The organism is Labilibaculum antarcticum, from assembly GCF_002356295.1.
Classification (GTDB): domain Bacteria; phylum Bacteroidota; class Bacteroidia; order Bacteroidales; family Marinifilaceae; genus Labilibaculum; species Labilibaculum antarcticum.
Genome location: NZ_AP018042.1, coordinates 4,990,203 through 5,011,348, shown reverse-complemented (window position 1 = coordinate 5,011,348; position 21,146 = coordinate 4,990,203). Strand labels below are relative to the sequence as shown.

The following is a 21,146-nucleotide window of genomic DNA, read 5'->3' as shown; positions in this document are numbered from 1 at the left end:
ATGATTTACCTGTAAAACACAAGCAATTGATATTCACCTAATTTAGAATAGCCCATCAGTGTTTTTTTTACCCTGACGGCGCTTTCAAACGCAAAACTCACCAACTCAAATAACACCACAAATAACAAACCGCCGTCAGGGATCTACGACCGCTGACGGGGTATCATCTCCCCGAGTTTCCTTTTACCCTGACGGTGCTTCCGAACATCAACAAGTACCTGCTGGTGGGCGATTGCATCGCGTTCCTAAAAAACCAAACACCAATAAGTCCCAAGATTATCTGATGCTATTTCATCCTTCATTTTCTCCAATATGCCAATACGGTATTTGTTTGACTTTAACATTCCAAAGCAATATATTTAAGTAGCAAGTGTAATGGTATCTAACAGAAATTAAAAGCACATGAAACTGATCTACACCTCAGATCTTCATGGAGATCAATACCTGTACGATGAGCTGGTTGAGATTATCGCACGGGAAAAGGATGCTGATGCTCTTTTGTTGGGGGAGATCTATTTGCCCATACCCGGAAAGTCTCCGATCAGCTGCAATATATAGACCGCTGTTTTTTACAATTCGCACAGGAAATTAAGCTTGATATTCTTTTTATTCCGGGTAACAACGACTGGCCGGCAAGCATTATTAAATTGGAGCAGTTGGCTCTCCCAAATATCATTATGCAGCTTCGCCTGAAAAGTTATCTCTACAAAAACATCCGTTTATCGGGCTACGGAATAGTACCTCCCACCCCTTTTACCCGAAAAGATTACGAAGCCCGGGATCTTGAATCAGATGTAATTCATCCTCAAAAAGGCGCTTACTTCTCCACCACCACTGGTATTGTAAAACCAATTCCTTCTGACTACTTCATAACAAAACCAAGTATAGAGGAACAACTCCATAATATCGATCCAAAGAGCAGTATCTGGATTTGCCATTCTCCCCCTTATGGAGGTAAGCTAGATGTAAGCTGGGAACAAACACACCTGGGCAGTAAGGCCCTCACAAACCAAATATCTAAGCGACAACCTATTTTAAGTTTGCACGGACACATTCATGAATCTCCAATGCTCAGTGGTACTTGGATTGAAAAAATAGGGGAATCTTACTGCATTAATCCTGGTCGCAATGCACAGCAACTTCACGCTGTTATTATTGAACTAGATGAAAAAGGAATCCTTTACTCACTTCAACATACGGTATTCGGGAATTGTAAATGGTAAGCCCAGATTTCGATATCTGAGAAAAAACTGAATACCAATAAACTGAATGACAGGCAAAAATGGCTTCCATCAATACAGATACTAAACTCGACCGATATTGAATCTATCTGCAACAAATTGAATTCAAAACTTTTCACCACTTACTTCAAAAATGACAATTTAACTACCTTAAGACAAATGCAGTTTAGCATAAACACAAAACAGCTCAATCGCCCTGTTTTAAACTAATACGAGAAATATTTATTGCGAATATTAGTCAGGCATTCTATATTTTTTTTGCTACTTTTAGTCACACAAATTAATCCACTGGCATGAGAAAAGTTCTAGCCCTCACGATCATATTTATCTGCATTAATTTCCTCACTGGTTTTGCATCAACACAAGATATAAATCAGGAGCGATTTCAAATTGATTCCTTAAAGGAAGTAAATCAAATTGAAACCAATCAGGAGCAAATCGTAGATAACTACAACCAAATAGCTTATTTATTTGGTGGTATTAATATTGACAGCTCTTTGGTATATAGTAGCAAAGGCATAATACTGGCCAAAAAAATTAACTACTTGCACGGACTTGCCGTATCTCATTCATACCAAGGCAGAGCACTAATTGAAGCAGGAAAGTTAAAACTGTCCATGGAAAATTTTGATAAAGCTCTTATTCAATTTAGCTTAGAAGGAGATTCAATCAATATGTTGGATTGTTACAGTGGCATAAGTTATTTAGCTTCTTATGGATCCAGTCAATTAAAAAGTCTTAACTATAATCTTAAAGCACTCGAATTTGCCGAAAAATTAAAAGATACGAGTAGTTTATCCACAAGATATAATAACATCGGTGCCATTTACAAACGACTCGATAATTACGATCTGGCCTTAAACTATTTTCAAAAATCTATTGATCTTGAACAAAAAATTATTAGTCGAGAACAAAAAAAGATTAGCAAGGAACAACTAGCCATTAATGTCGGAAGTTTGGCCATTTCCTATTCAAATGCAGGAGTTTTAAAGGTGGAACATCAAAAATTTAAAGAGGCTGAATCCGATTATCAGAAAATAAAAAGCTTACTGCCTAAAATTAATAGTGAATATGTTCGATCCTATTTATTTCTTTCCCTAGCAGGTTATTACAATGGCATCAACAATTTTGATTCAACCAATTATTATATAGTTAGAGCCCGTAAAATTTGTATCGAAAATAATTACCAACACATTCTGGTGCGAGTATATCGTCAACAAGGAGAAACGCTTTTAAAACAAAAACAGTATCGTGAGAGTATTTATTTTCTCGACAAATGCCTTAATTTATCCGATTCTATTGGTTTGCACGAAGAGTATCCAGAAATTTATAAGATGAGTGCTGAAGCTTATTCCCATATTGGAAATCATCAAAAAGCTTATAATTCACTACTAAAGGCAAATAGTGCTATAGATTCGTTAAAAAGTGAGAAAGTAACTGGGTTTTTAGTCGAATTTGAAGAACAGAAAGTAAAAAATGAACAGGAACAACAACAACTTAAACTGGCACTTAAAAATCAGCAGGTAGAAAATACTGCTATTAAAATGAGAAATAAATTTATAAGTGCCTTATTGGCAATTATCTTCCTCATTTTAGCAATTGTAATTGTTGTGTTCTATTTTTTAAAGTCCAAGAAAAATAACAAAATTCTGAAATCAAATCATAAACTAATTAAAAAACAAAAATTACTTCTGGAGGAAAATATCCAAAAACTTGAGATTAGCGAAGAAAACCTTCAAAAATCAAATGCAACCAAAGACATATTCTTTTCTATTATTGCTCATGATTTAAAGAGTCCTTTTAGTGCAATTTTAGGTTTTAATGATGAATTGGCACTCCATTATAATGAATATAGCGATGATGAGCGAATGGAAATGATCAATCATGTTGGAAATGCCTCTAAATCGACCTATTCCCTTCTCGAAAATTTATTAACATGGTCGAGGTCACAAAGTGGAGCAATTCAACTACATAAAGAAGCTCATCAGATTAAAAGCCTTATAAATGAGAGTATTTCACCAAACTTGGCGACTGCTGAATTAAAAAAAATCAATGTTGTAAATAATATTGATGATACACAAATGGTTTGGGCAGATAAGGAAACCATTAAAGTAGTCGTTTCCAATTTATTTAGTAATGCCATTAAGTTCTGTAATTCAGGTGGTGTAATTTATTTATCGTGCAAATTAAATAAGAACATGCTCGAAATTTGCACACGTGACACAGGTATTGGCATGAGTGAACAAATAATGGATGGTCTTTTTAATATTGAAAAGAATGTTCAACGCGAAGGAACCAATGAGGAAAAAGGAACGGGATTAGGTTTAATCCTTTGTCAGGAATTTGTTCATAAAAACGATGGCCAAATTTGGGTGAAAAGTAAGCTTGGTGAAGGCAGTGCAATGTATTTTTCTTTACCTGTACATCAAAGCAATTAATATTCCCAAAGCACTCCTTGATACTTACACAGTCGAAAAAAATTAAGCTAACAAAAAGGTCTAAATAGAAATAAAATGAGTGAAAAGAATATTCGCTGGGGAATTATTGGATGTGGAAATGTAACCGAGATAAAAAGCGGACCCGCTTACCAGAAGACCAAAGGCTTTGAGCTGAAAGCCGCAATGAGACGTGATAAAGCCAAACTGGAAGATTATGCTTCCCGACATGGCATTGAGAAATACGATACCAATTCTGATGCAATTATTCAAGACAGCGAAATTGATGCCATTTATATTGCTACCCCGCCCGATTCGCACAAATACTATGCATTAAAAGTTGCCGAAGCTGGAAAAATTTGCTGTATTGAAAAACCGATGGCTCCAAATGCTCAGGATTGCTTAGATATTTGCGATGCCTTTAAGCAGAAGCAATTGCCTTTGTTTGTAGCCTACTACCGCAGGTCATTGCCTCGTTTTAAACAGGTAAAGGAATGGTTAGACGAAGGTGTTATTGGCGAACCAAGACATATAAGATGGCACTTAAGCAAGTCGGCCAATGAACTTGATCTGTCAGGAGAATACAATTGGAGAACCGACTCTAAAATAGCAGCGGGTGGCTACTTCGATGATCTGGCCAGCCATGGTCTCGACCTTTTTTGTTTTTTACTTGGCGATATTAAAACAGCTACCGGACTAAGCCTAAACCAACAAGATTTATATTCTTCAAAAGATGCAGTTACAGCATGTTGGATACACGAAAATGGAGTGACTGGTTCGGGAAGCTGGAATTTCGGCTGTAATAATCGTGAAGATTGTGTGGAAATTTATGGCAGTAAAGGGAAAATTGAATTCTCTGTTTTCGACGAAACGCCCTTGTTGCTTACAAATTCAGAAGGAATGAGTGAGTTATTCATCGAAAATCCGGAAAATATTCAGCTCTATCATGTTAAAAACATAAGGGAACATTTGCTGGGTAATCGTAAACATCCCTCAACTGGCCAAACTGCCGCACACACCACCTGGGTTATGGATCAAATACTTAAAGGGTGAAAACCGAATAAACTGGCCATACTATTTGACAGTCCAATCCATTCATCTCTCAGTAGAAAATATCCGCAGCATAAAAGCACCTTTTAATTAATAGTACAGTACTTGGCAAACTTGACACATAATAATTACAATATCATTTTGTATGTTTAGGTCTTTACTAATTGTTAAACCAAATCATATGAAAAAACTTGTACTATTATTTGCCATTATTGCAATTGGCACATCTTCTTTTGCCCAGGATATTAAATATGGAGTTAAAGGAGGTTTAAATCTAGCCAATTTTAGTGGCGATGACCTTAACGGCGATTCTAAAGCAGACATCTACTTTGGTGGTTTTATGAGAATGACTCTTTCAGAATGGCTAGCCTTTCAGCCCGAGCTGGTTTATTCCCGTCAAGGATCATCTGATGACAGTGAAGGAATTGAATCAAAATTTAAAACAAACTTTTTAAACATTCCTCTTTTGTTACGCGCAAAAATGCTTGGTTCCGATAAATTATATGCAATTGCAGGACCTCAAGTTGGCATTCACCTAAGTTCTGAATTAGAGGAAGACGGAGACTCCATGGATTTCGATAAAGGAATGAGAGATATGGATTTTTCAGTAGTTCTTGGTCTGGAATATGAACTCAACACACAATTTAGCATCGAAGTTCGATACAATTTCGGATTATCAGAGATATTTAATGATGACTATTTTGAAGTAGATGCTAAAAATTCAGTTTTTCAAGTCGGTATAGCAGCATCATTCTAATTCCTCTTATATTTATAAAAACAAAGTCCGATCCAACCTGATCGGATTTTTTGGTTTAAGGAACCTTCCAATTCATGATAGTAACTGCTTGCTTCCCTCCCGGGCTATTCTATTCAGCCAACATTGTTCCTTCTTGTCATAAACAAAAAACTTAATTAAATTAGCATCTTCTGTTTAACCAAGATAGCCACGAATGAATGCGCCTGTAATCAAAAACCGCTTACACGTTGTCGATGCCTTAAGAGGTTTTGCCCTTGTTTCTATTATGCTTTTACACAACATAGAACATTTCGACATCTATTTCTCGCCAGCAAACCTTCCTGCATGGATGGTCTCCACAGATAAAATAATTTGGGATTCCTTATTTTTCCTTTTTGGAGGTAAATCATACGCTATATTCGCCTTACTGTTTGGCTTAACCTTTTTTATTCAGACTGATAATCAAAACAAACGGGGTAATGATTTTAGAGCCCGTTTTGCCTGGCGTTTGGTGCTTCTTTTCATTTTTGGGATCATAAACTCAGCATTTTACCAAGGCGATATACTTACTCTTTATGCCTTTGTGGGTTTGTTTTTAATCCCTTTGGTAAAACTGAACAACAGGTGGGTATTTGCTATTGCTCTACTCCTATTCATTCAGCCTTACGAATTATTTAACTTGTTTAAAGCAATACAAAATCCTGATATTAAATTGGCCAATCCAATATCATGGACCTATTTCGGCAAAATGAATGAATACGTTAAGTCGGATTCTTTTAGTAATACGGTTTATGGAAATCTGACCAATGGAAAAATGGCGGTTATTAACTGGAGCTGGGAGAACGGGCGATTTTTCCATATTCTTTCAACTTTTCTATTCGGGATGCTGGCCGGTCGGATGAATCTTTTTTCTCAATCGGATAAAAATACGAAATTCTGGACAAGGACATTTATCATTTCAATCGTCCTGTTTATCCCATTATTTATTCTTCAAAAACACCTAAGCGGATTAATTAGTAGTGAAGCCATCCGTAGATCTGTGAAGACCATCGAAGCCTCATGGAGTAATCTTTCATTCATGATATTTCTGGTATCCGGATTTGTTTTACTTTTCAACACAAATGCATTTCAAAATATTCTGAAACCTTTTTCAGCAATAGGAAAAATGAGCCTTTCCAACTATGTATTTCAATCCATATTAGGTGCAAGTATCTACTACGGCTTTGGTCTTGGAATGTATCAATACACAGGCGCAACTTATGGTTTGTTGATCGGTATCAGCCTTGCTCTAATTCTTGGGCTATTTTGTTTCTGGTGGAATAAAAAACATACTCACGGACCCTTGGAGGCTATTTGGCACAAAGCTACCTGGTTGGGTGCTAAATAGATTTTACTCTTCACGCATCATCAATTCCCTGGTAATTTTCCAACACGATCTTCTGCCCTTGTTACCAATGCGGCAGGCAATCATACATTTTTGTAGATTTTCGATTAAAACCCCTACAGAAATGGAACTTTTAGGATCTTAAGAATTCATTAACTCACTGAAATATAACGACTATCTGTTTACGGTACTTATTTTGCCTGTTCGTTTGTATATTTTTTAGAACGACTAACAAATAAATAGATTATGAAAGTATTGATACCAGTGGTTGATCATGAAAATGCAAAAAATAAGATTACAAAAGAATTTGATGATGCTGCCTCTTACTGCATATACGATAGCTTGAATAAAACTTATGAGTGGATACCAACTAATGCATTAACAAGCAAAATTGGCAACATAAGCTTTGCATTAAAACGCAAGGGTATCCTTTCGGTGATAATAAGAGAAATGCCAATCATGGCCATTCATCTTTTTACAGAAATGGGAATTGCATTATATCCTGCACAGGGAAATAGTTTAGATGAAAATATTAACCTGTTCGACAAAAAAGAATTGAAACCCCTTACTATATTGAATGAAAATGTTCCACAACTTGCTGTTTCAAATCGCAATTCATCTTGCGGATCCTGCAGTTCCGGATACTAGTTTTGTGTAGTTAATTTACCACTATTAGTTCCAATCAAGCAAATTCTATTACCGAATCATTACACTTAAATAACCCGATATGACAGCAAGAAAATTAAACTGGAACCGATGGATGCAGGATGGGGATCAATTTCTAAAAGGGGCAACACCAAAAGGCGTAAAAAGCATCTTGGGAAATACCGTTAGATACAATTTGTTATCGATGTCCTTAGAAGGATACATCATGGCAATATTGGATTATCATCACAACATGCCTCAAAATCACACCTATAGTGATCTTATTTATGGACTGGAAGAGGTGATGCCAATTGATGAAACCCTTAAAACCCGTATTTTAAAATACGAGAACATCCAATCTATTTGCTCTTTGGAAAAGTATCATCGCTCAGAACCCACTGATGAAGACTTAGTTGATTTATTTGGAGCAATTCAAGAGATAAGCAAAATGGCACATGAAACTTGCATTGCAAGCATATAATCACCTTACTACTTTGCAATTACAAAATAATACAATCTATGCAATCTCTTCAATCAAATAATCTTGCTTATTGAATTGAATACAATCCCCTTTTTGCTTGCCAACAAATTGTTTTGCAAGTGGAGAGGTTAGAGAAACCAAGTAGTATTCGTTATTGTTTAGTTCAACTTTACCTAAAGGAACAGACACGAAAAATCGAAGTTTATCCGTAATTACAAGAGAACCAAGAGAAATAGCCGGATTTGAAATTTCAGGGTCAATTTTATGCAATACGCTTTGTATGCTTTGATTGCTTGCTAATTGCTGAACCATTTTCTCCTGTTCCAAATGAACCATAGCCCGCCCTGTTTCATGCTTATCACCCGCACTACTCTTAGTTTCATTTCCTGCTGATTCCTTTAATTCCTGTAAAGTCACTTGATTGAACTTTAACTTCTCACTTATTATCTGAGATGCTAACCGATACAGTTCTTTTTTTATCTCTAAGTATTTGCTCATAAAATTAGTTGGATTTTCGGTAAATTATTTTTTCCAGTCTGTACCTTACTTGTTAACGGATTTATTATCAAAAATGATCATAAATCCTTTCTTAATTTATGAAGAAAATATCATATTTTCTAGTGTTATCGATAATTCAATTAAATTGGATAAGATGGAAAAAACAATAACTCTCCTACTCATAGTTTTTGCCATTTTTAATGCCTCCACAAGATTTCCGTTAGGGTGTAAAAGTAAGAATGAGCCAGACAAATTTCCGAGGCGAAACCGATGATAGATTATTTAAACAGAAGCTTATGCCGGTATATTATCAAGTTATCAATTCAATAAAAATATTGACTTATAAACTAAGCTTATTTATTCAAGACTAGACTCAAGAGATACACTAAATAGTGATAAAATAAATAGCTCTATAAATTATTTTCAGGTTCCAATACAATCTCGCCATTTCAAGCAATTCAAATTTATTTTAGGCCCACAATTTGGAATCACCTGTAAAAGTTGGGTCTGAGACTTAAATTAGCTATTTTTTAGTCCATGAATATGCAAAATTGCAATCTTTCGAGGATGTAGATTTGACATTGAGTCCGGAGATCGGGACCCCTTAGTGAAGAGAGCGTTAAGAACAAAAAGTTGTTTAAGCGTAGCGAGTTTTTTGTTTAGCAATCGAACTAGTAACGGGTGATTGAGGACGTTGTCAATGATTTTTTGTTTCGTTTTTTATCCTAGAAAAAATGAAAAGCCCGTCCGGCTAAAGGACAAGCAAAAAATAATGAGGTTCACTCCTTTTATTGAAAATTGGTAACATTCAAAACTATCCTAAAGTAAAGCTTTGACTCACGAATTATCGGAACTGTCCTAAGGTTCGGATTTCAACTTTTCAAGCTTCGAGGATAAGCCTTTTGCTATTCCGACGCAAACGCGAATTGCTTTCCAAATATTTTTTTTACCTGCGCTGGTACTTACTGCCACATTAATATTCCAGGGTGGCATTCGCTGTGCTCATTTACTCCGGGCTAAACTATTTGAGCAAATGATAACAAAGGGACGCATGTAAAATACTTCCCTTTTCGCTTGACTGCAATTTATGCATGATTAGTTAAGAAGACCCAAAATTATCTCCTGATCCACAATTCGGCTATCTATTAGATTCAAAATTAAAAGTTGGTAGTGATGCACATATAGGCAAATCCTTATTCTAAGAATTCGATTATGGAGCTGTCCTGGGTTTTTAATATTTGGAATCCGATCGTTTAGTGCTAACTATACGCTACCACATGGGTTTATTTGAATATTACAATCCGTCTAAAGTCGATTCATCCATCAAGAGTTCTGCCTTCTCTGTTGGTCAGGCTTCTCTATTTTAAGAAAAAAATTATTTTTATTCATTTTAAATACACTTCAATCTCATATCAGAAATAAGAAATTACATTATCGAAACTGCTTTGTTTCATGAAATTGACAATTTACAATACCCTCTTGATCTTCTGCTAAAAAATATATTTGTTGCAGAATATTCAAAAAAAACTAACTTTAAAAGCGTTTCATTACAATTTAAGAACTGTTCACCTCTAACTCAAGGCAAACAGAAAATCTGAACTTGTACCCGCTGAAACTTTATTAAAAAAGCAAACTGACTCTAATCTAAATGAGAATTTCTGAAATCATTCTTCTTTGTGCCTTACAAACATTAGGGTTAATGGTTATTCTTTCACATAAAAAGTTCAGAACGCCAGCCAATCTTCATCTGAATGTTATTCTTTTTTCAATGTTGATCTACTATGCTTTTTATTATTTCACGTACAGCATCGCAGATCTTAAACAATACGTACCCTATTTTTTGTGTTTTGCTTTTATTTCACCTCCAATAATCTATTTTTACTGCGAATCGATAATGACAGGGAAATTGGCAAAATTTAAATCTATTGCTCCACATACCATACTCCCCCTACTTCTTTTTCTTTGTGTATATGTTCTGGATATATATGCCTATGAAATTCTTCAAAAATACGTATTCATAGGCATGCTATTGTTATTAGCCCTGTTACATATTTTATATCCACTACTTGTCATCTCTAAATTGGGGAAACTTTATCAGCTTGAGAGGTTTCAAATTATTGGCATCTTCAAATACAATAAGGAAAAAACCCTAATGATAAAGCTCTTTGTTACAATGATGCTATTACATTCCGTTCTCTTAACTGGTAAAGCAATTGTATTCTGCGTAACAAATGAGTATTGGAATTTTCTGGAGGTGATAAACATCGTATTTTTCCTAATACTTAGTTATGTAATAGCCTATCATGTAATTACGAGTCCTAATGCAATACATCACACAAAAAAGAAAAAAACAATTGTTAATTTCAAACAATACTCAAAATCAAGTCTGAAAGAAGAAGACGCAAAGTCAATAGCACTTCGAATTAATAAGTTATTTCAGGAAGAAAAGGTTTACTTAGATCCTGAGATTTCATTATCTGCTACCAGTAAAAAACTCACAATTCCTAGTCATCACATTACCGAAACGTTAAATGGCCTATTGGGACAAAGTTTTAATGATTTTGTAAATAATTACCGTGTTGAAGAGTTTAAAATTCTATTAGAGGATAAGAAATTTAGAAATTACTCTATTCTGGCTTTGGCATTTGAAGTTGGTTTTAAATCAAAAGCTACTTTTAATGCTTCCTTCAAAAAATTTACCAAACAAACTCCATCAGAGTACCAAAAATCCTTAACAATCGAAAAGTAAGTTCTTACTCTTGACTGATAACAATTATTAAAAAGAAAAGCAGTTATCCTTAAATAATAGTAAGGTATAATTTCCTTAATTCATTGCAAATTTTACACATTGGCAATATTTACCCTCTTACAATAGCCGAAAACCAAATTCTTTCTGCCCTATTTTTCAAGTGTTCCCAAAGCATTCCGCTTACAATAAGACTCCACTCGTGAAATCGGGTCAAAATCACTTTCAAAAGAGAAAAAAATCAGTAAAGCCAGAAACACACCTAACAACCTATGCACATGACTAATGTGTAGTATCCCCAATAATATAAGACGTCTTAAAATCTTAGGATTGTCGATTTTAAAACCTTTGCGGAGTAGGTTTGGCATATAAAATAACGTTAGAATTCGCTAATGAAATTCAGATGTTATTTAAGCTAAAGCTTTTGTTCTAACCCAACAAAAGAAAAATCAAACCTAATAAACAAATTTTATGAAAAAATTATTATTCTTAAGTCTAGTTCTCTTATTTACTAGTTCACTTCAAGCGCAACAAGAAACCGGATATTACACCTATGGTGTTGAAGGAATTAAAGCAGCAAGCCTTCCAGGACCGGGTTTTTATTACAAAATGTATAATGCCTATTACTCATCGGATAAATTGATGGATGGCAATGGAGATGAAATGGATATTGACTTTGATGTAACTGTTTTTGCGAATGTACATCGATTCATCTACATCACTAATAAGAAATTTTTAGGTGCCGATTACGGAATGAACATTATTGTACCTCTTGTTTCTACTGACCTATCAATTGGAGCTTTTGGTATTTCAGATTCTCAATTTGCTCTTGCAGATATCACAGTTGAACCAGTAATATTGGGTTGGCACAAAGATAGATTTGACGCTGCATTTGCAGTGGCAGCTATTCTTCCTGTGGGAAAATATGATATGACGGAAGCTGTATCAACTGGAAAAGGAATGTGGACAGGAATGGTAACTTTTGGAGGAACCTATTATCTAACTAAAAATAAGCTGTGGGCAGCTTCAGCTTTATGTAGATACGAAACTCATAGTGAAAAAGACGATTATAAAGTTACTACTGGAGATGGTTTCGGATTTGAATGGGGTGTATCAAAAACAATTCCTAAGGCGAATGCAGTTTGGGAATTAGGAGTAACTGGATATGCAGGATGGCAAGTATCTGATGACAAAGGTGCTGATGTATTTTACGATGCAAATGATCACGATCGTCAGTTTGCTATTGGACCTTCTGTTAGAATGATAATTCCAAAATTAAATATGGTATTCTCGTTACAAGCTGAAAAGGAATTTGGCGTAAAAGATAGATCTGAAGGTTTCATGAGCTGCTTATCGTTTGTAAAAGGATTTTAAGTAATAATTCCTGCTACTATATTTTACATTCGTAGCAGGATACTTCAATCATTAAATTATCATTTAGCGGCAAAAAAACATTCGATATGACAGACAAAAAAACTGACAATTCAAGCGCCTTAAACAGAAGAAATTTCCTTAAGCTTGGTGCTGCAGGTGCCGCACTTGGTGCTATAGCGATACCTGCAAAAGCAAAAGAAACGATAACTAAAAAAATTGATGAAAAAACTGCTGGGAATTTCATCAAAACACATGATGAATTTCCACATGAAATTCGTGATGATTATAAACCTCATAGCAACCAAGATATTATGTTTACGGCTGGTTTTTGGGGATTTCACCCTGAAGATGTAGATGTAGCAAACTCAGGAAAACAATTTGGCTACAAAACATTTATGCATTATGAGGAGAAAAAAGGATTTGATCAATTATCAAAAGCTTTAAATGCCGGAGGTTGGGCATTGCACAATAATGTTTCTCCTTTAGCCTCACAAGCTATTTCGGGCTCAGGAATTCTAAAATGGGATCAATATAGAAAAAAAGAAGGTGAATTTCTTCCCCATCACGACTGGGTAAACGAACATCAGTACGAATTCGAAAATAAACAAGAGGCTACTAATGCTATTAAAAGAGCCGCAAAACTATATGGTGCCGATTTAGTAGGAATTACCAAAAGAGATAAGCGATGGGATTATTCTGATTTTGTAGATCCTCAAGCAATAATGGAAGGCAGACCTGAAGACTCTGTTTATGGTTGGGAAAGATTTCCTTTCGAGCCTAAATCTGTAATTGTAGTGGCTTTTGAAATGGATTATGAGGCCATTGCGACCGCCCCTACTGATGTTCAAGGTGCAGGTGCAGGTGCAGAATACTCATCAATGACAAAGACTGTTTATCAAATGGCTGTTTTTTTAAAGCAATTAGGATATCAAGCTGTGCCATGCGGAAATGATACTGGTTTAAGTATTCCATACGCCATTGCTGCCGGATTAGGTGAAGGGTCAAGAATGGGAAATTTAATTACCTATAAATATGGACCTCGTGTTCGATTGGCGAAGATTTATACTGATTTTGAATTTGTTGAATACGACAAACCTATTGAATTTGGTGCAATGGAATTCTGTAAAAACTGTATGAGGTGTGCTGATGCATGTCCGAATGGAGCAATTACTTTTGATAAAGAGCCCTCTTTTGAGCCAACTCATGAAAACAAAGACAGATCCTGGTACAATGCTAAGGGAGTGAAAAAATATTATATGGATGCTAGAAAATGTTTCTATACTTGGGGAGAGTTTGGTACTGATTGTGGTTCTTGTATGGCCTCCTGTCCTTATAATAAACCTGATTTCTGGCACCATAGACTGGTTGACAAAATTACAGCAGCGATGCCTGGTCCTGTGCATGATTTCATGCGAGAGATGGATCAACTTTTTGGATACGGAGAAGTTGGCAATCTAGAAAAAATTGACAAATTCTATGATCCAAAGGGACGAAGTTATAATGGTCATTAATCTTTAAATCTTATTACTATGATTTTTACAGGAATAGAAACATTATTCTACTTATTAGGAATTATTACCACATTATTCGTGATGGGTTTACTTAAATATAATAAAGAATTAAAGTTTAACGCATTAAGCTGGGCTCTTTTAGGAACAGGTAGCTTTTTATGCATCTTTTGCATTGCCTGGTCGGTTAGTTCAGTTTTAGAAGGTGTGCCAAGGGCAGCAAGTATGGGCCTAGTTATATTCGGAATCCCATCACTTTTATTCCTTTTGTTAGGTCGAAAAGTTGCTTTAAAAAAGAAGTAAAAACATGTTAATCAATAAATTAAAAAAATCATTAATCAACGGATTTGCATTTGCAAGTCTGTTGATTGCTTTTTACATTGGACAATCGAACACAAAAGAGATTGATCTAATTTCTCATTCTAGATTGTTTCAAGAGTATCAAATCGATAAAATATGTAATGAAAAAGGAAGTATAATAGCATATAAAGGAAATAATTTAATTGGTTACGTTTCTTGTGGAGAATCGCAAGGTTATGGAGGCCCCTTAAAAGTGATGATATTAGCTGATAGCTTGGGGAAAATTATCAATTCAGAATTGCTTCATGATACCGAAACACATGCTTATATCGAAAAATTAAAAAATAAACATTACTTCGATCAATATCCCAATAAAATACTTAATGATAAATTTCTGATACATGATGATATTTCAGCAGTTTCGGGAGCAACTATCAGTTCCAATGCAATAGCCTTAGCAAGCAGGGAAGCCTCATGGAGCATTGCTTCTCATAACTTTTCTATGGATCTTCCCGATGTGGGTATTGGCTGGAAATTTGGTTTATATGAACTCTTAGTGCTTTTAATTTTTATTCTGGCATTTATTGCAACTCAATTTAAAAATAAAAAACTAAGATATCTGACCCTTTTCAGTTCCTTTATCGTTATCGGTTTTTTGATTAATTCATCCATTTCACTTTCTCACATAGCCAGATTGATATTGGGATTCATTCCAGATATCAGGCAACATCTTGTATGGTGGATTCTCTTAATTGGAAATCTGTTGATAATTACCATTTTGGGAAAAAATGTTTATTGCAACTCAATATGTCCATTTCATGCAGGACAAATATTGCTAAATAAAATTTCAGGAATCAACTTCAAAATAGCTCCACAGCTAAGCAGATACCTAATTAAAACGCCTAAGTTTTTATTGTGGTTGTCTTTACTATTAATCTTAATTTCGAAAAATCCTACACTGGCAGCATACGAACCATTCGCAATGTTTTTCTCATTAGATGGTATTGGTATCCAATGGTATATTCTTCCAGCATCATTAATCGGATCACTCTTTATTTCTGATTTTTTCTGTCATTACTTTTGCCCTGTTGGTGCCAGTTTTCGATGGCTTATCGATATCAGAAAAAAATTGATTAACCAATTGAAGAAACAAAATGGATAAAAAGAAACAAACACAATTGGCAGCTCTATTATTTTATGGAGTCATGCTACTTTCGATATTGGCTTTTTTAGCCACAAACATTAAATTTTAGTTGGCGCTAGGGTTTATTTTACATTAAAAATAAAAGTCTTTAATACAATGACAACATAACAATAAACTAGAACATGAAAGATAAAGTATCCAAAACAACGCGCAACTATTATGTAGATATTATTTCGCTGACACCTTTCCTGTTGATGATTGGGACAGGAATTATAATGTTGATTTATCATACAGGCAAACCATATTGCACAGAAACTTTAAGTATTGATGGTAATACTTGGTTGATAATTCATGAACTTTTTTCTGTGATATCTTTTATTTTAGTTGTGATTCATTTAACTATACATATTGATTGGTTGAAAAATCTTTTTTTTAATAAATTATCAGATAAACATAAAAGCATAAATATTACTTTGTTTATTGTATTTTCATTGACCGCATTAACCGCATTTTCCTCTTGGCTAATTGTTTCCAATACTGAAATTTCAGAAGGATTAAGAGGTGCTCATAATAAATTAGGACTTTTGTTAATTATTTTTTTTTCAGTTCACATCACAAACTATTTCAAATGGTTAGTTAAAATGACAAATCAAGTTTTCAGCAAGAAAAAAATAATATAGAATAAAGTAGCCAGTTACTATCACATGGTATTTTTCGATTCTAACTTTCTTGGCTACAAACATTAAATTTTAGTTGGCGCTAGGGTTTAAAAAAAGGATTTATTAGTGTTTCGCTAATAAATCCTTTTAATTCTTTTATACTGTCTATGCTTGATTTTTCAAGCAACACTGCTTGTACTTTTTCCCTGATCCACAAGGACAAGCATCGTTGCGGTTAATCTTCCCGCTTTGCTCAATTGGTGATTCTGAAGAAGCAAAAATGTACTCCAGATGTTGGTAATGATTTTTCCATTCGGGATCGCGCATTTCACAAAACGCAGTACCTGTCTGAAAATCAGAAACTTTACCTTCCATCACATCAATATAGTATTTCAACTCAACTGCAGTATGCTTGCCTTCAAATTTAGATAGAATTTCTTTGAATTTCTGAAGGGTATCAGCACGTTGTAAATCACCCAATACACGAATGTAATGATCTAACCAATGAAAATTATCCTTCTCTAAAATAGAATGAATCCTATCAAATTTCTCATCAGAAGCATAATATAATGCCTCAAAACAATATAGATATGGCTTTTTAGTATCTGATTTAATATTTTCCTCAATAAAATCAAGCACTTTACCTACGAACTCTTTCGGGAATTTTCTAGCTAGTAAGCCAACCAAATAAACTGCCTGCTCGTTCATTAGATCCCAATCTTCCTCAACAGAGAACATATCCAATAATGGTTCAAACAATTCTTCAGAAAGATGCTTCTCTGCAACAATACAATACCATAATGGAGCCGGCAACATGATTCTATGCTCGTCAGAATAATATGCTTCACCATTGTAAGCGTTTTTAAAGGCGAAAACCAATTTCTTAGTTAACTCTTTGGTGTTTTCCTGATTTCTCAGGAAATCAATTGCTTCATATGGAATTCCCTTTACTTGGGTATCTAAAATTTCAAATGCTTGTTCTGTCGATTGTATCATAGTTCTGTATTAGCTAGCAAAGATATAGAATATTCAATCTTATTGGGAAATATTACTATTCTTTACAACATTTTTAAATTAAAATAAGTCGGTATTACAACCGAAATGAAAAAAATAAAGCCCTGAATTTACATTCAGAGCTTTAAACCCAAACTAGAATTAAAATGAATTAATTATCCATTTTAAAAACTTTCGTTAATATATCATCCAACAAACACCATTTTGTAATTGATGATTGTAATAGATTTAAGCCTACAAAGGCCGTTAACAACAACCAATTAATATGTACGTAATATGCCAGTAAAATACTAACAAGTACCATTGTTCCAACAATTGCTCTAAAAACTCGATCTTTCATCTTCTCAATAATTTAAATTTAAATAAACTTCTCTACATCTAGCATATAAGCATGCATTGGATTGCAACAATCTATATCATTGTTGAATAGAGTAATTTGACTCAGTAATTTAGAACCTTTTTCATCATTTAAAAAGGAAAAAGAAGCGATAGAATCATAATAGTCCTTATTAGAGGCAAACCAGTTTGGTACCTGACCATCTTTAATATGTTTTTGAGTATACCCTCTTACATCAAATTCACTATAAGTCTCAACACCCGCGGTGCGATAGATTTTTTTTAAATCATCGTAAAAGGAACCCACGCAAAATACAATTACAACTTTCATTTATTTAGAGTTAGATTAGTATTAAGATATTTCATTCTCATTTTCGATAACACCTGATTTTTTTTCGATTACAGGGTAATTTTTCTTTTCAGTCATATAATAGATAAGAGGTACAATAACCAAAGTCAGAAATGTTGAGGCAATTGAACCGCCCATTAAGGAAATGGCTAAGCCCTGAAAAATAGGATCAAAAAGGATTACAACCGCTCCAATAACAACAGTTCCGGCAGTAAGCAATATTGGTGTTGTTCGCACCGCACCAGCTTCAATCACAGCTTCTTTTAAGGGAACACCATCATCCAAACGAAGATTAATAAAATCGATCAGAAGAATTGCATTCCTCACCATTATCCCGGCAAGGGCAATCAATCCAATCATAGATGTAGCGGTAAAGAAAGCCCCCATCAACCAGTGTCCAACTAATATTCCTACCAGAGATAACGGAATAGAAATCATCATCACAAAGGGAACTTTATAATTCTGAAACCATCCAATTATCAGCAAATAGATAACCAATAGCACAACTGCAAATGCAGTGCCTAAATCACGGAAAACTTCATAAGTAATTTGCCATTCTCCATCCCATTTTAAACTGTAATTATCTTCTAAAAATGGCTGTTGAGTATACTCCTCGTTCAATTCATATCCTTCAGGCACCTTAATATCACTCAAATTTTCAGCGATATTTAGAATTCCATAAACCGGACTTTCCAATTTTCCTGCAACATCAGCGGTAACGTAAACTACTCGTTTTTGATTTTTACGATAAATGCTTTTCTCTTTAATCCTCTCGTTTATCTCAACAATATCACCCAAAGGAATAAGTTGACCTGATTGTGCCAAAATATTGATTCTCTTCAAGTCTGCTATGCTGCTTCTATCCTTCTCTTGCAAACGTAACTCAATACCCACTTGATCTTGATCCGCCTCTTGATACAACTGCGCAACTTCCTGTCCGCCTAATGCCATATTTAAGGTCTGAACTACTTGCTGGGTGGAAACGCCAGCCAACATTGCCTTTTCCTTATTAACATTAAACTGGAATTCAGTTTGATCATCTTCAACCAACCAATCAACATCAACAACATCATCTGTTTTTGCAAAAAGAGTTTTTACTTGAGCCGCAATTTTTCGTTGTCCCTCTATGTTAGGACCATAAATTTCAGCAACCAAGGTTGACATTACAGGTGGTCCTGGTGGAACCTCAACAACTTTAACATTTGCATGGAATTTATTACCAATCTCCTGCAACCCAGGTCTCATTAGCTTTGCAATATCATGACTTTGCTCATCACGCTCCCCTTTATGAGTTAGATTTACTTGAATATCTGCTACATTCGATCCACGACGCAAATCGTAATGACGAACCAAACCATTAAAATTCATTGGTGCCGCTGTTCCCACATATGTCTGATAGTCTACCACATTCTCTTGTTGCGAAATGTAAGCGGCCAATTCTTTTGCAACCACAGCAGTTCTTTCAAGAGTAGTTCCTTCCGGCATATCAATTATTACCTGAAATTCATTCTTATTATCGAAAGGAAGCATTTTAACTGCAACCTGTTGAAAATAAACCAAGGTCGTAGAAGCAAGCAATAGGAATATTACAGTACCAATAAAACTCCACCTTTTCCATTTCGATTCAAGCATTGGTGTAATCGTTGCTGAATACAGCTTGTACACCATAGAATCTTCCAATTTAAAGGCCTTCTCGTTATCATCTTCTTTTACTTTAAATCGTAACAAACGATAAGCCAAATAAGGAGTAATAGTAAGAGCTACTAATAACGAGAAAATCATTGCGATGGATGCTCCAATAGGCATAGGACTCATGTATGGACCCATTAAACCCGAAACAAAAACCATTGGCAGAACAGCAGCGATAACAGTGAAAGTTGCCAGAATTGTTGGATTTCCAACTTCATCAATGGAACGAAGAGCGGCTTGCATAAACGGCAATTGTTTCATTTTAAAATGACGGTGCATATTCTCCGCAATAATAATGGAGTCATCAACCACAATTCCCGTGACAAAAACCAAAGCAAATAATGTTATTCTGTTTAGAGTGTAATCTAGAAAATAGTAACTAAACATGGTTAAGGCAAAAGTAATTGGTACCGATAAAAAGACAACCAAACCACCACGCCAGCCCATTGCCAACATAACAACAAATGTTACAGCAATAATAGCTCCCAATAAGTGCATTAACAGCTCTGAAACCTTATCCGAAGCCGTTGCACCATAGTTACGGGTTACTTCAACATGAACATCCGAAGGAATTAAATTCTGCTTCAAAACGGCTATTTTTGTTAAAATTTGTTCCGCGACTTTCATCGCATCAGAACCCCGGCGTTTAGCCACCGAAAGAGTAACTGCTGGATACTCTCCTTTCGAAACTTCCTTGGCCTCATTTATCTTTCCGTAACCAAAACTCACATATTGCGATGGCACTTCGGGTCCGTCGATTACCTCTGCAACTTGTTTTAGATAAATTGGACTACCATTAGCCACACCAACTACTAAATTTGCAACATCTTCTGAGTTTTCAAGAAATCGACCCGTTTCAACTAAATATTCTGTATCGTGATTGTTAAATGTACCGGAACCGATTTGCTGATTGGATATTTCAATTTGTCTGGCAATACTTAAAGGATCTATGTTATAAACAGACATTTGCTCCCGATTCAAAACAACCCGTACCTGACGAGAACGTCCGCCGATTACTTTGGTTTCCGAAACATCATTTACCTTTTCTATCTCGTTATTAACTTCCTCCGCTAATCTTTTTAATTGAAAATCATTATAATTTTCACTCCAGAATGTTAATCCAAGAACTGGTACATCATCAATTGCTCGCGTTTTAATAAGTGGCATAGAAGTACCTTGTGGCATTTGATCCATGTGTTTCATAATCTCATTGTACATCTTAACAAGAGATCTTTCAATATCCTCTCCAACGTAAAATTGAACAATTAACATGGCTTGTCCTGGCATTGATGTAGAATAAACATACTCAACACCGGGTATATTTGCCACTACTTTTTCAAGCGGCTGCATTACCCTCGATTCAATTTCTGATGGACTTGCACCAGGATATCTTAGAAAGATATCAGCGATAGGAACATCGATTTGTGGCTCCTCTTCTCGTGGCGTCAAATAGGCACTATACATGCCGATTACCATAAAGGCGACCATCAAGAGTGGAGTTAATTTAGAATTTATGAATAGTTTGGCCAGTTGGCCTGCAAATCCTGTTTTCATGTG

General features: G+C 35.0%; 19 protein-coding genes. 14 read left to right on the top strand and 5 right to left on the bottom strand.

Annotation, left to right across the window (positions count from 1 at the left end; translation table 11 throughout):
• Positions 1 to 402 precede the first annotated feature (402 nt).
• From ALGA_RS23040 to ALGA_RS20015, 8 genes are all read left to right on the top strand, one after another.
• Positions 403 to 558: a hypothetical protein gene (locus tag ALGA_RS23040; protein ID WP_153244863.1), complete on the top strand. Its 156-nt coding sequence runs from the start codon at positions 403 to 405 to the stop codon at positions 556 to 558.
• 98 nt (positions 559 to 656) lie between these two features.
• A complete protein-coding gene (locus tag ALGA_RS20045; protein WP_145957689.1) occupies positions 657 to 1,223 on the top strand; it encodes a metallophosphoesterase family protein in 567 nt (188 codons plus the stop codon).
• Between the two features lie 311 nt (positions 1,224 to 1,534).
• Positions 1,535 to 3,679, top strand: coding sequence for a tetratricopeptide repeat-containing sensor histidine kinase (locus ALGA_RS20040; RefSeq protein WP_096432306.1), 2,145 nt, complete (start codon positions 1,535 to 1,537; stop codon positions 3,677 to 3,679).
• Positions 3,680 to 3,754: 75 nt separating this feature from the next.
• On the top strand, positions 3,755 to 4,729 hold the full coding sequence (locus ALGA_RS20035; protein ID WP_096432304.1) for a Gfo/Idh/MocA family protein: 975 nt from the start codon (positions 3,755 to 3,757) through the stop codon (positions 4,727 to 4,729).
• A 178-nt stretch (positions 4,730 to 4,907) separates the two neighbouring features.
• Positions 4,908 to 5,483 carry a porin family protein gene (locus tag ALGA_RS20030; RefSeq protein WP_162845499.1) on the top strand — a complete coding sequence of 192 codons (576 nt, stop codon included), beginning with the start codon at positions 4,908 to 4,910 and terminating at the stop codon, positions 5,481 to 5,483.
• 193 nt (positions 5,484 to 5,676) lie between these two features.
• Positions 5,677 to 6,849 carry a DUF418 domain-containing protein gene (locus tag ALGA_RS20025; protein ID WP_096432300.1) on the top strand — a complete coding sequence of 391 codons (1,173 nt, stop codon included), beginning with the start codon at positions 5,677 to 5,679 and terminating at the stop codon, positions 6,847 to 6,849.
• Between the two features lie 243 nt (positions 6,850 to 7,092).
• Positions 7,093 to 7,494, top strand: coding sequence for a NifB/NifX family molybdenum-iron cluster-binding protein (locus ALGA_RS20020; protein ID WP_096432298.1), 402 nt, complete (start codon positions 7,093 to 7,095; stop codon positions 7,492 to 7,494).
• 79 nt (positions 7,495 to 7,573) lie between these two features.
• On the top strand, positions 7,574 to 7,972 hold the full coding sequence (locus ALGA_RS20015; protein WP_096432296.1) for a hypothetical protein: 399 nt from the start codon (positions 7,574 to 7,576) through the stop codon (positions 7,970 to 7,972).
• Between the two features lie 36 nt (positions 7,973 to 8,008).
• Here the strand turns inward: ALGA_RS20015 and ALGA_RS20010 are convergent, their stop codons facing one another.
• Complete coding sequence (locus ALGA_RS20010) at positions 8,009 to 8,470, bottom strand: 3-oxoacyl-ACP synthase (protein WP_096432294.1); 462 nt, start codon at positions 8,468 to 8,470, stop codon at positions 8,009 to 8,011.
• Positions 8,471 to 10,118: 1,648 nt separating this feature from the next.
• On the opposite strand from ALGA_RS20010, the gene ALGA_RS20005 reads away from it, so the two are divergent.
• The 6 genes from ALGA_RS20005 (at position 10,119) to ALGA_RS19980 (ending at position 16,222) form a co-directional block, all read left to right on the top strand.
• Entirely contained in the window at positions 10,119 to 11,219 is a 1,101-nt protein-coding gene (locus ALGA_RS20005; RefSeq protein ID WP_096432292.1) for a helix-turn-helix domain-containing protein, read from the top strand.
• Between the two features lie 468 nt (positions 11,220 to 11,687).
• Entirely contained in the window at positions 11,688 to 12,590 is a 903-nt protein-coding gene (locus ALGA_RS20000) for a SphA family protein (protein WP_096432290.1), read from the top strand.
• 86 nt (positions 12,591 to 12,676) lie between these two features.
• Complete coding sequence (locus ALGA_RS19995) at positions 12,677 to 14,101, top strand: reductive dehalogenase (protein WP_096432288.1); 1,425 nt, start codon at positions 12,677 to 12,679, stop codon at positions 14,099 to 14,101.
• Between the two features lie 18 nt (positions 14,102 to 14,119).
• Entirely contained in the window at positions 14,120 to 14,401 is a 282-nt protein-coding gene (locus ALGA_RS19990) for a hypothetical protein (RefSeq protein WP_096432285.1), read from the top strand.
• A gap of 4 nt (positions 14,402 to 14,405) precedes the next feature.
• Positions 14,406 to 15,560, top strand: a complete 1,155-nt coding sequence (locus ALGA_RS19985; RefSeq protein ID WP_096432284.1) for an FMN-binding protein — start codon at positions 14,406 to 14,408, stop codon at positions 15,558 to 15,560.
• 164 nt (positions 15,561 to 15,724) lie between these two features.
• A complete protein-coding gene (locus tag ALGA_RS19980; RefSeq protein WP_096432282.1) occupies positions 15,725 to 16,222 on the top strand; it encodes a DUF4405 domain-containing protein in 498 nt (165 codons plus the stop codon).
• 144 nt (positions 16,223 to 16,366) lie between these two features.
• Here the strand turns inward: ALGA_RS19980 and ALGA_RS23280 are convergent, their stop codons facing one another.
• From ALGA_RS23280 to ALGA_RS19960, 4 genes are all read right to left on the bottom strand, one after another.
• Positions 16,367 to 17,197, bottom strand: a complete 831-nt coding sequence (locus tag ALGA_RS23280; RefSeq protein ID WP_197705631.1) for a YecA family protein — start codon at positions 17,195 to 17,197, stop codon at positions 16,367 to 16,369.
• A 169-nt stretch (positions 17,198 to 17,366) separates the two neighbouring features.
• Positions 17,367 to 17,555 (bottom strand): YgaP family membrane protein, encoded by a 189-nt coding sequence (locus tag ALGA_RS19970; protein WP_096432280.1) that lies wholly within the window; start codon positions 17,553 to 17,555, stop codon positions 17,367 to 17,369.
• Positions 17,556 to 17,573: 18 nt separating this feature from the next.
• On the bottom strand, positions 17,574 to 17,882 hold the full coding sequence (locus ALGA_RS19965; protein ID WP_096432278.1) for a hypothetical protein: 309 nt from the start codon (positions 17,880 to 17,882) through the stop codon (positions 17,574 to 17,576).
• A gap of 21 nt (positions 17,883 to 17,903) precedes the next feature.
• A complete protein-coding gene (locus tag ALGA_RS19960) occupies positions 17,904 to 21,143 on the bottom strand; it encodes an efflux RND transporter permease subunit (RefSeq protein WP_096432276.1) in 3,240 nt (1,079 codons plus the stop codon).
• Positions 21,144 to 21,146 lie beyond the last annotated feature (3 nt).